We start from the raw sequence: 14,103 nt of genomic DNA on the forward strand, positions 1-14,103 counted from the left end.
GCGACCGCCAACGCCCCGATCGGGCCACTGCCGATCACCAGCGCGGTTTTGCCCGCCACGTCCCCGGCCCTTGACACCGCATGCCAGGCCACCGACGCCGGTTCGATCAACGCCGCCGTCCGCAAATCCAGGGTCCCGGGCAGGGCCCGGAGCATCCGGACCGGCAGGTTCACGTACCGGCTGAACGCCCCGTCCGTGCGCGGATACCTCGCCGCGGAACCCAGGTACGTGCACCCCGGCGACAGGTTCGGCCGCCCCAACGGGTACCGGGGAGCGTCAGGACCCTCACCGGGGCCCGGGGTGGCCGGGCCCAATCCGCGGCGTCCTTTTCACCACGATGATCGTCGAGGACCTCCACCTCGTGGTCAACGCCGCCAGAACGGATATCGACGCCGGAAGTGGCGAGATCACACTGAAGGAGGTGGCCAGTCTCGGACTTTTCCTTCCTGAGAAGATCCATACCCTTCGCCAGGCGGTGGAAGCCGGCTTCGATAGCAAGGGACTGAAGCTCCAGCTCGTGGGCGAGGTGGAGTCGGTGCCCTCGCGACCCGGCTGCTGCGCGCCGACCTTGGGGCCACCATTCTGCCCAAGTCGGCTGCGGATGCACTGTTTCATGAGGAGGACTTCCACGTCCTGCGGATCGTGGACCCCGCGCTGCAGTGCAAGATCGCGCTGTGCACGCCCGACCACGATCCCCTCTCGGAGGCGGCGTCGGCAGTACTCCTTGTGCTGAAGGAAATGCTGCAGGAAATGCTCAGCAATAAGTATGGCCGGTAGAGGTTCATAGGTTCCGCTTATTAGGGCACTCATCATTTGTCTTAGTAACCGGCCCCCGGGATTCTAATATTGGCAGCAAGCCAAGAAACTGTGGAAAAGCACTTTCCACAAACAGAATCAACGGGGAGTCTGCCATGAAAAAGCTCAGCACCATCAGGAGAACCACCGACCCAAGCCTGGGACTTATCGCCAAAACCGGGTCCCACTGCCCCACCAACGGTTTCTGGCGGCCGGAGGACCGGTCCGCGGCTCCGATTTTCGTTTTCGAGGGCAGCATCATGCCGGTCAGCGGTGGCGGCTCGACGGCCTGGTTCCTGGAGGACGCCGTCTTCGGCGCCCCCGCCTACCCTGTCCCCCACCGCGTCTAGCCGCCCATCCCAACTGGGTAGCACGTCAGGGCGTTCCCAGCGCTGGGAACGCCCTCACCTGCCACCTACTTTCCACGTACCAGCGGAATGACTAGCCGTCCGGTCTTTCGTACGGCGGCGGTGCTGCGGCGGCTTGGGCTTTCTGCTCGCCACGGCACCCAACTCGGTAGCAGATCAGGGCGTTCTCAAGGCCGGGAACGCCCTGTGCCGCTACCTACTTTCCGTTCTCCGGCGGATCCAAAAAAACTTTCAAATCCCGCCCCCCCATCTGGTCCCGATCGGCGCTTAAATTGTCGTACCCCCTTGGCAGACTGTGTTCATGGAAGCCTTCGGGAATTCAGCACTGACAGCAGCGGCGCCGCACGGCGGCGTTCTGCAGGCTGCCGCGGTTCCTGACACCCTTCGTCCAGACGCCGTTTTTCCTTTTGCCGCGTTGCCGGAGTCTGCGTTCGCGGACGACGGGCTTCCGTACGACGATGACCTCGACGCCGCGTACCCGGCATCGTTTCCGGAGGACCCGTTTCCTGAGGCCCTGTTTGCCGACCGTCCTTTCGACGAGGTCTTCTTTGACAACGGCTCTTTTGACGACGGCGTTCCCTCCGTCGCCGCTGCCTCTCGGCACGTCGCGGCTGGCTCCTGCGCCCAGGACCGTGGAACAACCCCGGGGTGGTTTCTCCCGGCAGCTGACCTCACCGCCGACAATGGCGGGCTGATCGACCAGGTACGTGGCTACGAGAACGTCAAGTGCTGGGCCGCCGCGCAACAGGCGCGGCTTTCCGTGACCTTCGAGGCCCGGCACCGCCAGGAACACGCCGACCGGGCGCCACTGACCGCCGAGAACCTGGGCAAGGACCGCGGCAAAGAAGGTTCACTGGGCGCGGCCGAACAAATCGCGCTGGCCCGGGGCGAGTCCCCGAACCGGGGCGGCCGGTTGCTGGGAACGGCCAAAGCCCTGGTGCAGATGCCACATATGTTGGCCGCGCTGGACACTGGGCAACTCAACGAAGAGCGCGTCATGCACGTCGTGAAAGAGACCGCCTGCCTGAGTGTCGAAGACCGGACTGCCGTTGACGAGGAACTCGCCGCCGACACCGGAACCTTCAGCGGCGCCGGGACCCGGTCCGTCATCGCCGCAGTGAGGGCTGCCGCCATCCGCAGGGACCCCCGCTCCGTCGCCCAGCGCGCCGGCCACGCAGCGTCCGAGCGGACCGTGTCTCTGCGTCCGGCCCCGGACTGCATGGTCTACCTGTCGGCGCTGCTGCCCGTCCACGAGGGCGTCGCCGTCCACACAGCGCTGACCCGCCGCGCCGATTCCCTCCGGGCCGGCGGGGACCCGCGCTCCTGCGGCCAGATCAAGGCCGACACTTTGGTCGAATGGACTACCGGCACGCCAGGCGGCATCTCGGGCATTGAGCTTAACGTCGTCATGACCGACCGCACCCTCCTGCAAGGTGACTCCGAACCCGCCCGGATACTGGGCTACGGCGTCGTCCCCGGTGCCTGGGCGCGGGAGCTCATCGCGCACGGACAGGAAGAACAGGGTCGCGTCCAGCCCGCGGCGCACAATGCGGCTGCGGGCGGCTCCACTGCCGATATGAACGAGCTGAAAACCTGGTTCCGGCGGCTCTACACCGCTCCGGGGACCGGCGACCTCGTCGCGATGGACTCCAAGCGGCGCCTCTTCCCGGCCCCACTCCGCCGCTTCATCCAAATCAGGGACGACACCTGCCGCACCCCCTACTGCGACGCCCCCATCCGCCACCACGACCACATCGTCCCCTGGCACGCCGGCGGCCCCACCACCCTGGCCAACGGCGCGGGACTGTGCGAAGCCTGCAACCACACCAAGGAACTCCCCGGCTGGAAAGCCCAACCCAGACCGGGGCTAAGGCACACCATCGAACTCACCACGCCCACCGGCCACACCTACCGCTCCACCGCCCCGCCACTCGCCGGATCGAGACTGCCTGGGACAGGGTTGAGTGAAATAGAGCTGCCCGGAACCGCCGTGCGCGAAAAGCGTCAGACCAAACGGGTCGGCCCAACGCCGTAAGCGGCGAGGCCGGACGGCGTGGCGCCGACGTATCGGCGGACGCGGTGACGTACCGGGCAACGGTTCCGGCGCACGGACACTGGAGTGCGGTTCTGACCGTGCTGCCCAGCGCCGAAGGAACGGATTCGGCGATGGCTTTTGTCCACTCCGGGGGCGATGGCTTGTCGCCCCGGGACCTTCGCCGGCGGGAGTGGGTGGCCAAGATTCCGGTCCTGCAGATGGGCAACCGGTCGGTTGAACGGACCCTGCGCCGCAGCTACGACGATCTGGGCGCCCTTCGGATCGAGGACCCCGCCCACCCTGAACGCGTCGTGGTGGCCGCCGGGGCACCCTGGTTCATGACACTTTTCGGCAGGGACTCACTGTGGGCTTTAGTGATGGCGATGCCGGCGGACCCGTCCCTGGCGCTGGGCACGCTGCAGACCCTGGCGGACCGCCAGGGAACCGTGGTGGACCCTATGACCGAGGAGGAACCGGGCAAGATCCTCCACGAGGTCCGGCTCGACGTTTCCAGCGGGCTGTCCCTGGGCGGCAAGTCGGCCTACTACGGCAGCGTCGATGCCACGCCCCTGTTCCTGATGGTGCTCGGGGCGGTCAGCCGGTGGGGCTTCGCCGCGGACACGATCGCTTCCCTGCTGCCCCATGCGGACCGTGCGCTCGAGTGGATCATGAAATACGGGGACAAGGACGGCGACGGCTTCGTCGAGTACGAGCGCCTCAACAGCCAAGGCCTGATCAACCAGGGCTGGAAGGACTCCTGGGACGGCATCAACTTTGCCAACGGCACACTGGCTGAGCCGCCGATCGCACTCTGCGAGGTCCAGGCCTACGTCCACGTCGCTTACCTTTCGCGCGCATGGCTGGCGTACGACGCCGGGGACACGGCTTTTGGGAATGAGCTCGCCGACCGCGCGGCCCGGCTTAAGAAACAGTTCAATGAGCAGTTCTGGATCCCCGAACGCGGGTACTACGCCATTGCCCTGGACGGGAAGAAAAGGCAGGTGGACGCCTGCGCTTCCAACATAGGCCACTGCATGTTGCAGGGCCTCATTGACGAGGACAAGGCCCCGCAGGTGGCCAAACGGCTGATGTCCCCCGAAATGTTCAGCGGCTGGGGAGTCCGCACTCTGGCCAGCGACATGGGCGCGTACAACCCCGCCAGCTACCACAACGGCTCGGTATGGCCGCACGACAACGCCATCATCGCCGCCGGGCTCCTCCGATACGGTTTCGTCGAAGAGGCGCAGCGGATCGCCACCGGCATGATGGATGCCGCCGAGTACTCCGAAGGCCGGCTGCCGGAGCTGTTCTGCGGTTTCAGCCGGGAGCAGCTCGCCGCGCCGGTCCCGTATCCGACGGCGTGCTCACCGCAGGCCTGGGCTGCCACCGCACCGATCCAGCTGGTGACGAGCCTGATGCGGTATGACCCCGTTGTTTCCGCCGGCGGAGTGTGGATGGATCCGGTTCTTCCCGAGTCCTTGGGGACCTGCACATCACCAACGCTCCCCTGGGCGGCGGCCGCATCACCATCGACATTGTAGGCTCGGTCCCGTCCGTTCAGGGACTCCCTAAAAACATGACGCTCTACCAGGGGCACCGGCCATGGATGTCCGAACTGGTCCAGCAGGCCGATCACCGCCGCAGAGAGCGGTTGGAAAACTGGGGCCGGTAGCAACCCGGAATTGGCCCCGTGTCATGCGACGCCCTCCAGGACCGTGGCCCGTGGCTGCACGGAAACATACTCGCCTTTGAAGAAGAGGAGGGGATCGACGTCGGAGCGGGCCCCCAGGGCGTGGACTGCGGCCACCACAATGGTGTGGTCGCCGCCGTCGTACTCTTGGTGCAGCTCGCAGTCCACCCAGGCCAAAGCGCCGTCGAGGACAGGGTTGCCAAGGGGTGACGGCGAGTAGCCGACACCGGCGAACTTGTCCGCGCCGGACCGCGCGAACTGTGCCGCGAGGTGCTGGTGGTCGGCGGGAAGGATGTTGATGGTGAAGCGGCCAGCCCGGCGCAGCAGCGGCCAGGTGCTGGAGGTCCGTGCCGGACTGAAGGTGACCAGGGCCGGTTCCAGTGAAAGGGATGCAAAGGACTGGCAGGTGAACCCGGCGGGGCCGTTTTCGGTTGCCGCGGTGATCACGGTCAGGCCTGTAGCGAAGTGGCCCAGCACGTTGCGGATCCGGCGCGGGCTGAGGTCTGAGAGTTCCGTCATGGCGAGTCCTTTCGAAGTGTGTAGACCCAAATCAAGCACCCCGCTCCCCGCTTCCCAACCCCGGCTGCAACGAACTGACGCGCACTGAAACGCAGCTTCACCGGCCGAAGCAGGGGGTAACAAAACGGCCAACGTCCACGTCAGTGGCTTCGTGTTCTGTTGCCGCCCCGCAAGCTGTCATATACCGAATTTGCGGCTCGATCGCCTAATAATCACCGCAGATAGGTAATTATGGTGTCATGCCGAAAATCCGCATCTCCGAAGCGGCGCGCTTCCTGGGCGTCAGTGACGACACCGTCCGCCGCTGGACCGAGAACGGGACGCTCACGCCCGTCAAGGACTCCTCCGGCCGGCTGGCCGTCGAGGGGCTGGAACTCGCCCACCTCGCCCGCGACCAGGCACAGCTGCCCGAGGACCCCACCCGCGCGGGCAGTTCGGCGCGCAACCGGTTCGTCGGTCTGGTCACCGGCATCACCGCGGACAAGGTCATGGCACAGGTGGAGCTGCAGTGCGGCCCGTTMCGCGTCGTCTCCCTGATGAGCAGCGAAGCCGTCCGGGAGCTCGGCCTGGAACTCGGCTCGGTGGCCACGGCCGTGGTCAAAGCCACCACCGTCATCATCGAAACACCACAGGGAAAGAGCATCATATGAGCATCCCCCGCGTCCGCATCAGCGCCCTGCTGGCCGCCGGCGCCCTTGCCGCCGGGCTGGCCGGCTGCGCTGCCTCGAATACCGCCACCGGCACTGCCCAACCTGGCACAACCCAGAGCGGCAGTTCGACGGCGGCCGGCACCAGCGGCGCCCAGAAGCTGTCCGGCACCGTGACCGTGTTCGCCGCCGCATCTCTGAAGGCGACGTTCACCAAGATCGCCTCGGAGTTCGAGGCCGCAAACCCGGGCACTAGGGTCACACTGAACTTCGCCGGGTCCTCGGACCTGGTCACGCAGATCACCCAGGGCGCCCCGGCCGACGTGTTCGCCTCCGCCGACTCAAAGAACATGGCCAAGCTCTCCGACGCCAAGCTTATCGACGGAACAGCAACCAACTTCGCCACAAACGTCCTCGAGATCGCTGTTCCGCCGGCCAACCCGGCGTCGGTCAGTTCTTTCGGGGACCTGGCTAAGCCGGGCGTCAAGGTGGTTGTCTGCGCACCACAGGTGCCTTGCGGCTCTGCCACCGAGAAGGTGGAACAGGCCACCGGAACCACCTTGAAGCCTGTCAGTGAGGAATCCTCCGTTACAGACGTCCTGGGCAAGGTCGCGTCCGGGGAAGCCGACGCCGGACTGGTCTACGTCACCGACGTCAAGAACGCCGGCGACAAGGTCAAGGGCATTACTTTCAGTGAGTCGGACGAGGCAGTGAATACTTACCCGATCGCCACCGTGGGCGGCAGCAAGAACAAGGAGCTGGCCAAGGCCTTTAACGCCATGGTCGCCGGCAGCGAAGGCAGGAAGGTCCTCAGTGACGCCGGTTTCGGCACCCCGTAGCGGGAAAACAAGAAAGCGGGACACCGGATACACCGGTGTCCCGCTGTGGGTCTTCGCCCTTGCGGCAGCAGGGGCCCTGTTTGTCCTGCTGCCGCTGGCCGCCATGGTGTCCAAGGTCAACTGGGGGCAATTCGTCCCCCTCATCACCTCGGAATCCTCCCTCACCGCGCTGGGCCTGAGCCTGCGGACGTCGGTCACGAGCACGGTGCTGTGCATTGTGCTGGGCGTGCCGCTGGCCCTCGTCCTGGCCCGTGCGAGCTTCCCCGGGCAGCGCCTCCTGCGGGCCTTCGTGCTGCTCCCCCTGGTCCTGCCGCCGGTCGTCGGCGGCATCGCCCTGCTCTACACGTTCGGCCGGCAGGGCCTGCTCGGGCGGAGCCTGGAGCTGGCGGGGATCCAGATCGCCTTCTCCACCACCGCCGTCGTTCTTGCCCAAACGTTCGTGGCGCTGCCGTTCCTGGTGGTCAGCCTCGAGGGCGCCCTGCGCACGGCGGGCACCAAGTACGAGGCCGTTGCGGCGACCCTGGGTGCCCGCCCCACCACGGTGCTGCGCCGCGTCAGCATCCCGTTGGTCCTGCCCGGGCTTGCCTCCGGCACGGTGCTGTCCTTCGCGCGCTGCCTCGGGGAGTTCGGTGCCACCCTGACCTTCGCCGGCAGCCTCCAGGGCGTCACGCGCACACTGCCGCTGGAGATCTATCTGCAGCGCGAAACCGACGCCGATGCCGCCGTCGCGCTCTCGCTGGTGCTGGTCGCAGTGGCCGTCGCCGTCGTCGGGCTTTCCTACCGGCGCCCCCGGGCTCTGGTGGCAGGGGCAGGGGCAGAGGCAGGTCCAGAATGACCTTTACGCTCAACGCCGCGCTGCACGCGCGCAACTTTGACCTCTCCCTCACCCTCGGACCCGCCGAGACCGTTGCCGTGCTGGGCCCCAACGGTGCCGGCAAGTCGACGCTGCTGGGGATCATCGCCGGCCTCCTCCGCCCGGACAGCGGGCAGGCGGTCCTCGGACCGAAAACACTCTTCAACTTCGACGGCGGGAACAGCCACTTCCTGCCGCCGCACATCCGGGGAACGGCGCTGCTCGCACAGGAACCGCTGCTGTTTCCACACATGAGTGTGCTGGAAAATGTCGCCTTCGGGCCACGGGCGGCCGGGGCCAACCGGGCCAGTGCGCTGCAGACGGCGCGGCATTGGCTGGCCGAAGTGGAGGCTGCCGAGTTCGCGGACAGGCGGCCCGGCCAGCTCTCTGGCGGTCAGGCACAGCGCGTCGCCATCGCCCGTGCCCTGGCCACGGACCCCGAACTGCTGCTGCTCGACGAACCCATGGCGGCCCTCGACATCCATGCCGCCCCCATGCTGCGCAGGCTCCTCAAGCGTGTCCTCGCCAACCGCCGGGCCATCATCATCACGCACGATGTTCTGGACGCCCTCATGCTCGCCGACCGGGCCATCGTCGTCGAAGGCGGACGGATCACCGAGGAAGGGCCCACCCGCGGGGTCCTGGAAAAACCGCGCAGCAAGTTCGCTGCCGGCTTGGCCGGCATGAACCTTCTTCCCGGGACCATCACCGGCCACGGGCTTAGGTCCGACGGCGGACTGGACATCGCCGCGCATCCCGAGGACGGTGCCGTCCCCGGCCAGGACGGTGTTGCCGTCTTTTCGCCGACGGCGGTCTCGGTCTTCCTGAACGCTGAGCACGGCAGCCCGCGGAACTCGTTCGCCGTCACCATCACGGACTTGGAGCCGCACGGCGACCAGATCCGGGTCCACGCCGGCGGCCTGTCCGCGGACATTACCCCGGCAGCGTCGGCAGACCTCGGACTCACGCCCGGGATGACCGTCCACTTCGTCATCAAGGCCACCGCCGTCGCCGTTTATCCGGCTTAGGTCTGGCTGCGGGATCCGCTCAGTCCACGGGCTAAAAAGACCATCGGTATCAAAGCAGGACTGGCAACCAGGCAGCGGATGGAACAGTATGACCTCCGTCAGGGCCATCTCGGGACTCGGCGGCTACCAGACGGTTGGCCTGCTGGCCCGGGACAGCGCCGGCGTCCCGCACTACTACCAGGCGGACAAGGGCACCTGGGCAGCCCGGAAATCCTTCACCGGCGGCTGGGGACCGTACACCGTTGCGGGCAACTGATAACTGACCGCAGGCTAAACGGGACGTACGACGGCGGGACCTCCCGCCGTCGTCGTCTTCCCTTTGGTCGTCTCATGCGTACAGATGCACACAAACGCCCCGGTGGAATCAGTTCTTGACCACGTCCACCTCGACGACGGCCCAGGACAGCGCGGGCAGGGTCAGCCGGAGTTCTGAGCCGGTTGCCTTCGCCCCTTCGAGCGGCTTCAGGCCCACGCGGTCCGGGCTGCCCTGGGCGTTGATCGTGAAGCGGTCCCCGCCCTGGGGGATTTCCAGGACCTCGGCGCGGAGCACCTGCCGGGCATCGAAGCCGCGCAGGGCCACCTCGACGTCGGCCGCTTCCTCCAGCCCGCGGTTCGCGAAGAACAGCGCCACCCGGCCCGTTTCCTCGTTCCACGTCGCGCTGACGTCAACGAGGTCGGTGTCACCGAACCGGGCGTTCCCGTACTTGTCCGAGTCCACGGACAGCCGCAGGATCTGGCCCTTTGCCAGTTCGGCCATGCGGGCGAAGGGGTGGAAGATCGTCTGGCGCCAGGCCGGGCCGTTTTCCTCACTGAAGATCGGCGCGATCACGTTGACCAGCTGCGCCTGGTTGGCGATCTTGACCCGGTCGCCGTGCCGGAGCAGCGAGTTGAGCAAAGTTCCGACGACGACGGCGTCCGTCACGTTGTACTTGTCCTCGATGACGCGGGGGTGCTCGCGCCAGCCGGCCTTGGAGACGTTGTGCGGCTGGTCCTCGGTGTCGAGGCCGCGCTGGTACCAGACGTTCCACTCGTCAAAGGACAGGTTGATGTGTTTCTTGTGCTTGCCCTTCGCCCGGACGGCATCGGCCGTGGCGATCACGGATTCGATGAAGTAGTCGGTGTCGACGGCGCTGGCCAGGAAGCTGCCGACGTCGCCGTCGTGCTCCTGGTAATAGGCGTGCAGCGAGACGTAATCCACCTCCTCGTAGGCGTGGGCCAGCACCGTCTGCTCCCAGGCCCCGAACGTGGGCATGCCGGAGTTGGAGCTGCCGCAGGCCACCAGTTCGATGTCCGGGTCCACAAAGCGCATTGCCTTGGCGGCCTCCTGGGCCAGCCGGCCGTACTCCTCGGCGGTCTTGTGGCCGATCTGCCAGGGCCCGTCCATCTCGTTGCCGAGGCACCACAGCTTGATGTTGAACGGGTCCTTGTGCCCGTTCTTGGCACGCAGGTCGGACAGGTAGGTGCCGCCGGGGTGGTTGGCGTACTCCACGATCTCGCGGGCCGCGTCCACTCCCCTGGTTCCCAGGTTGATGGCTTCCATGATTTCGGTGCCCGCCTGCCGGGACCAGTCGACGAACTCGTGCAGGCCGAAGGCGTTGGTCTCCAGCGTATGCCAGGCGCCGTCGAGCCGCCGCGGGCGGTTTTCCCGGGGGCCAATGCCGTCCTCCCAGTTGTAGCCGGAGACGAAGTTGCCGCCGGGGTAGCGGATGACGGTGGCCCCGAGTTCTTTGACGAGCTTGAGCACGTCCTGCCGGAAGCCGTTCTCGTCGGCCTCCGGGTGGCCGGGCTCGTAAATGCCGGTGTACACGCAGCGGCCCATGTGCTCAACGAAGGAGCCGAAGAGGCGGCGGGGTACTTCCCCGATGGTGAAGTCGCGGTCGAGGGTGATCCTTGCGCGGGACATGTGGGGTATCTCCTTGGTTGTGGTGCGGATCTGTTGAGAGTCAGTGGAAAGTGAAGGTGCTTAGGTCAGGTTCCGGCGAGTCCCGTCGTCGCAACGCCCTTGATGATCTGGCGCTGGAAGAACAGGAAAACGAGGATGAGCGGCAGGGCCGCGAGCAGCGCGGACGCCATGTTTTGGGCGTATTGGATGCCGTAGGCGCTCTTGATGGTCTGCAGGCCGACCGGCAGGGTCAGGATGGAGCCGTCGTTGGTGGAGATGAAGGGCCAGAGGAAGTTGTTCCAGGCGCTGATGAACACGAAGATCGCGACTGCGGCCAGGATAGGGCGTGAGAGCGGCAGGATGATCTGGGTGAAGATCCTCATCCGGCTGGCGCCGTCCATCACGGCGGCCTCCTCAAGCTCACGCGGGATCTGGTCGAAGAACTTCTTGAGCACGAACACCATGGCGGGGTGGATGACCTGGGGCAGGATGATGGCCCAGGACGTGTCGATCATGTGCAGCGCCACCATTTGGTAGAACAGCGGAATGATCAGCACCGGCGGCGGAATGATGATGGAGGCAATGATCACCGTCATCAGCACCTTCTTGCCGCGGAAGTCGATGCGGGATAGGGCGTAGGCCACCAGCGCTGAGATGGCCAGCGTGATCACGGTGATGGCGGCGGAGGTGTAAAGGGAGTTCCATGTCCACAGCGGGATGTTGCCGTCCTGGAACACCTTGACGAAGGCGTCGGCGGTAAAGCCTGACGGCGGGATCCAGCTTATTGTCGGCGCTGCGGCGTCCGTCTCGCTCTTGAAAGCGGTGGCCGTTGCCCAGGCGAAGGGGACAAGCCACAGGACGGCCAGGAGCGCGGCGACTGCAAGGACGGCCGCCCTGCCGGCCGTCATCTTCTTACGGGGCTGGCGGAGCTTTGGGGCGGAAGTGCTGCGAAGGGCGGGGCGGGTGAGGGTCTGGGTTGCCATGGTTATGCACTCCTGCGGCGAGTGATGAAGAACTGCATGACCGAGACGGCCACGATCAGCCCGAAGAAAATGTAGGAGATGGCTGCCGAGTAGCCCAGCCGGTAGCCGGTGAACCCTGTTTCGAAGATGTACTCCACCACCGGCCGGGTGGAACCCGAGGGGCCGCCGGCCGTCATCTGGTAGACCTGATCGAAGATTTTCAGCGACGCCAGGATCTGCAAAAGCACGATCATCACGGTGGTCGGGGTGAGCTGCGGCAGGGTGATGGAGAAGAACTGCCGCCAGGCGCCGGCGCCGTCCAGGGACGCGGCCTCGTAGTGCTGGGCGGGAATGTTCTGCATGGCGGCCAGGTAGAGCAGGAAGTTGAAGCCCACCGTCCACCACAGCGTGGCGATGACGATGGCCCACATGGCCACGTTGGGGTCGTTCAGCCAGGCCACCTTGGGAAGCCCGATCTTCGCGAGTGAGTCGTTGATCAGGCCAAGCTGCGGGTTGTACATCCAGGAGAAGAAGAGGGAAACCACCGTGGAGGCGAGCAGGTACGGGGCGAAGTAGGACAGCCGCCACAGCCACTGCGCCGGCAGCCCGACGTTAACCAGGGCCGCCATGACAAGGGCCACGAGCACCAGCGGCACCGTGCTGATCACCGTGAAGTAAAGCGTGTTGCCCAGGGAATGCCACATGTCGGCGTCGGCCAGGGCCTCGGCGTAGTTGGCGAGGCCGATCAGGCCGTCGTTGGCCCCCGTGAGGGACTTGCCGGTAAGGCTCATGTACAGGCCGTACAGAAGCGGCCAGACGAGGAACACCAGGAAGAACGCCAGGAACGGGGCGGCAAAGCCCCAGCCGTTGAGGTTGTCCCGGGTCCGGCGCGGACTGGATCGGTCCGGGCCGGGCCGGCTCTTTCCGGACAGGTTGTTGCGGGCCGGGCTACTGCGGGGCTGGCCGGGCAGGGCCTCGCGCTCAGCGTTTTGGGATGTAGCTAAGGAACTCATCGGGGACTCCTTTGTCGCTCAGTGGCCTCAGACCGGGTTGGGCCGGGAAAGAAGGGTGTTGGTGCGCCGCACAAAGGCGTCCCAGCCGTCGGCTGCCTTGTCGCGGCCGAGGAGTACGTTCTGCACGTTTTCCGCAAAGTAGGTCTGCCAGTCCGAGCCCGAGCCGCTGAACCAGGCCTCGGGGTCGTAGGCGATGATGTCCGCGGCGTTGGCGTAGTGGATCTGGGGCGTGAGTTCCCGGTACGCCTGCGACTGCACAATCGGCTGGTAGGCCGGAATGTGGCCGGCCTCGGCCCAGGTCAGCGACCCCTTGAGGATGTCGCTCACGAACTTGTACACGTCGCGCCGCTTCCCGTCGTCCACGTTCAATTGGCGTGGCAGGACGAACGAGTGCGAGTCCGCGTACGACGCCGGGGTCCCGTAGAGCGTGGGGATGGTGGCGGCGTCGACCGGCAGCCCCGCCTTCTTAAAGGTGGGCAGTTCCCAGACACCGCTGAACAGCATCCCGGAACCGCCGCGGGCGAATTCGGCGATGCCCGTGCCGATGTCCCCGCTCTTCGCGGCGACGGTGTCGTCGAACAGTGAGGCCATGAATTCCAGGGACTCGACGGCGGCATCCCGGTCGGCCTTCATCGGCTGGCCGGGGGTGAGTTCCATGTCCGCCCCGTGCTGCTTGTAAAGCGTGTAGAAGAGACGCCACATCTGAGATCCGCTGCCCAGGTAGCCGAAGGACAGGCCGTGCGCCTGCGTCACCTTCTGCATTTCGCGGGCCATGGCGAGGAAGTCCTGCGGTGAGCTCACTTCCTGCAGCTGGCCGTTGGAGGCGAGAACTCCTGCCTTGCGGGCGATGTCCGTGTTGTAGAACATGACGAAGGGGTGAGAGTCCAGTGCGATGGAGAACACCTTGCCGTCGTGCTGGCTCTTGTCCCAGATCCTCGGGGCGAAGCTCTCCGCCGTCACGCCGTGTTCCGCCAGCAGGGACATGTCCCACGGGTCGATGAGTCCGCCCGGCGCGTAGCCGGGGACCCTGCTGGCGTGCATGATGGCCAGTTCCGGCGGCCTGCCACCCGCCGACGCCATGGCCAGCTTGGTGTAGTACGGCGGGCCCCAGGCCAGGACGGTCGGGTGGACTTTGAAGCCGGGGTTGGCCTCGTTCGCCGCACTGATCATGGCCTGCATCTTGATGCCGTCACCGCCGGACAGCAGGTGCCAGAAAGCTATGTCCCGGACGGCTGCTGCCGAGGCGGTTCCGCCGCAGCCCGTGAGGCCGGCCGCGGCAAATACGCTGCCCAGGGCCGCGGTTCCTGCCAGTAGCTGCCGCCGTGATACCTGCCTGCCGGACAGCTGTTTGCCGGCCAACTGCTTCCCGGCGAAAAAATCAAACTGCTTCACCCGTCACTCCTTTGGATGGGTCCGCTGAAAGTAATCCTTGTGGCATCGCGCCAGCCGTTCCGGTTCGCTGCATCCCGGAT

At 66.1% G+C, this 14,103-nt stretch carries 12 protein-coding genes and 3 pseudogenes; 9 read left to right on the top strand and 6 right to left on the bottom strand.

The genetic code is table 11. The features are described 5' to 3' along the window. Nucleotides 1-314, bottom strand: a pseudogene (locus AC1DFE_RS13000) (L-idonate 5-dehydrogenase); the annotation flags it as partial. Here AC1DFE_RS13000 and AC1DFE_RS13005 point away from each other — a divergent pair. The 4 genes and pseudogenes from AC1DFE_RS13005 to AC1DFE_RS13020 all read left to right on the top strand — a co-directional run. After that, nucleotides 305-777, top strand: a pseudogene (locus tag AC1DFE_RS13005) (LysR substrate-binding domain-containing protein); the annotation flags it as partial. The pseudogenes AC1DFE_RS13000 and AC1DFE_RS13005 overlap by 10 nt on opposite strands. 134 nt (nt 778-911) lie before the next feature. After that, a complete protein-coding gene (locus tag AC1DFE_RS13010) occupies nt 912-1,145 on the top strand; it encodes a hypothetical protein (protein ID WP_476906290.1) in 234 nt (77 codons plus the stop codon). 319 nt (nt 1,146-1,464) lie between these two features. Further along, entirely contained in the window at nt 1,465-3,198 is a 1,734-nt protein-coding gene (locus AC1DFE_RS13015) for an HNH endonuclease (protein ID WP_476906291.1), read from the top strand. A gap of 20 nt (nt 3,199-3,218) precedes the next feature. Beyond that, nucleotides 3,219-4,870: pseudogene (locus tag AC1DFE_RS13020) on the top strand (amylo-alpha-1,6-glucosidase); the annotation flags it as partial. Nucleotides 4,871-4,891: 21 nt separating this feature from the next. On the opposite strand, the gene AC1DFE_RS13025 reads toward AC1DFE_RS13020, so the two are convergent. Beyond that, the gene (locus AC1DFE_RS13025) at nt 4,892-5,407 is read right to left on the bottom strand and encodes a flavin reductase family protein (protein ID WP_476906292.1); all 516 of its coding nucleotides are present in this window, start codon (nt 5,405-5,407) and stop codon (nt 4,892-4,894) included. 239 nt (nt 5,408-5,646) lie between these two features. Between AC1DFE_RS13025 and AC1DFE_RS13030 the strand changes: the two genes are divergently transcribed. The 5 genes from AC1DFE_RS13030 (at nt 5,647) to AC1DFE_RS13050 (ending at nt 9,030) form a co-directional block, all read left to right on the top strand. Then, nucleotides 5,647-6,057, top strand: coding sequence for a TOBE domain-containing protein (locus AC1DFE_RS13030; protein WP_476906293.1), 411 nt, complete (start codon nt 5,647-5,649; stop codon nt 6,055-6,057). Next, nucleotides 6,054-6,893 (top strand): molybdate ABC transporter substrate-binding protein, encoded by an 840-nt coding sequence (gene modA / locus AC1DFE_RS13035; RefSeq protein ID WP_476906294.1) that lies wholly within the window; start codon nt 6,054-6,056, stop codon nt 6,891-6,893. Before AC1DFE_RS13030 ends, modA begins: the two co-directional genes overlap by 4 nt. After that, nucleotides 6,868-7,728 (top strand): ABC transporter permease, encoded by an 861-nt coding sequence (locus AC1DFE_RS13040; RefSeq protein ID WP_476906295.1) that lies wholly within the window; start codon nt 6,868-6,870, stop codon nt 7,726-7,728. The genes modA and AC1DFE_RS13040 overlap by 26 nt, the downstream gene beginning before the upstream one ends. Next, entirely contained in the window at nt 7,725-8,774 is a 1,050-nt protein-coding gene (locus AC1DFE_RS13045; protein WP_476906296.1) for a sulfate/molybdate ABC transporter ATP-binding protein, read from the top strand. The genes AC1DFE_RS13040 and AC1DFE_RS13045 overlap by 4 nt, the downstream gene beginning before the upstream one ends. Nucleotides 8,775-8,862: 88 nt before the next feature. Next, nucleotides 8,863-9,030, top strand: a complete 168-nt coding sequence (locus tag AC1DFE_RS13050) for a hypothetical protein (protein ID WP_476906297.1) — start codon at nt 8,863-8,865, stop codon at nt 9,028-9,030. Nucleotides 9,031-9,138: 108 nt separating this feature from the next. On the opposite strand, the gene arfA is transcribed toward AC1DFE_RS13050, so the two are convergent. The 4 genes from arfA to AC1DFE_RS13070 form a co-directional block, all read right to left on the bottom strand. Continuing rightward, nucleotides 9,139-10,677, bottom strand: a complete 1,539-nt coding sequence (gene arfA / locus AC1DFE_RS13055) for an arabinosylfuranosidase ArfA (protein WP_476906298.1) — start codon at nt 10,675-10,677, stop codon at nt 9,139-9,141. Nucleotides 10,678-10,742: 65 nt separating this feature from the next. Next, nucleotides 10,743-11,639 carry a carbohydrate ABC transporter permease gene (locus AC1DFE_RS13060; RefSeq protein WP_476906299.1) on the bottom strand — a complete coding sequence of 299 codons (897 nt, stop codon included), beginning with the start codon at nt 11,637-11,639 and terminating at the stop codon, nt 10,743-10,745. A gap of 2 nt (nt 11,640-11,641) precedes the next feature. Continuing rightward, a complete protein-coding gene (locus AC1DFE_RS13065) occupies nt 11,642-12,631 on the bottom strand; it encodes a carbohydrate ABC transporter permease (RefSeq protein WP_476906300.1) in 990 nt (329 codons plus the stop codon). Between the two features lie 27 nt (nt 12,632-12,658). After that, entirely contained in the window at nt 12,659-14,023 is a 1,365-nt protein-coding gene (locus AC1DFE_RS13070; protein WP_476906301.1) for an extracellular solute-binding protein, read from the bottom strand. Nucleotides 14,024-14,103 lie beyond the last annotated feature (80 nt).

The sequence above is a fragment of the Arthrobacter sp. 05T423 genome (assembly GCF_056396245.1).

What these genes read in the sequence shown, in the direction of transcription:
- AC1DFE_RS13065 (WP_476906300.1), bottom strand. Translation starts at nt 12,631, where the DNA reads ATGAGTTCCTTAGCTACATCCCAAAACGCTGAGCGCGAGGCCCTGCCC.
- AC1DFE_RS13060 (WP_476906299.1), bottom strand. Translation starts at nt 11,639, where the DNA reads ATGGCAACCCAGACCCTCACCCGCCCCGCCCTTCGCAGCACTTCCGCC.
- AC1DFE_RS13010 (WP_476906290.1), top strand. Translation starts at nt 912, where the DNA reads ATGAAAAAGCTCAGCACCATCAGGAGAACCACCGACCCAAGCCTGGGA.
- AC1DFE_RS13045 (WP_476906296.1), top strand. Translation starts at nt 7,725, where the DNA reads ATGACCTTTACGCTCAACGCCGCGCTGCACGCGCGCAACTTTGACCTC.
- AC1DFE_RS13050 (WP_476906297.1), top strand. Translation starts at nt 8,863, where the DNA reads ATGACCTCCGTCAGGGCCATCTCGGGACTCGGCGGCTACCAGACGGTT.
- arfA (WP_476906298.1), bottom strand. Translation starts at nt 10,677, where the DNA reads ATGTCCCGCGCAAGGATCACCCTCGACCGCGACTTCACCATCGGGGAA.
- AC1DFE_RS13015 (WP_476906291.1), top strand. Translation starts at nt 1,465, where the DNA reads ATGGAAGCCTTCGGGAATTCAGCACTGACAGCAGCGGCGCCGCACGGC.
- modA (WP_476906294.1), top strand. Translation starts at nt 6,054, where the DNA reads ATGAGCATCCCCCGCGTCCGCATCAGCGCCCTGCTGGCCGCCGGCGCC.
- AC1DFE_RS13025 (WP_476906292.1), bottom strand. Translation starts at nt 5,407, where the DNA reads ATGACGGAACTCTCAGACCTCAGCCCGCGCCGGATCCGCAACGTGCTG.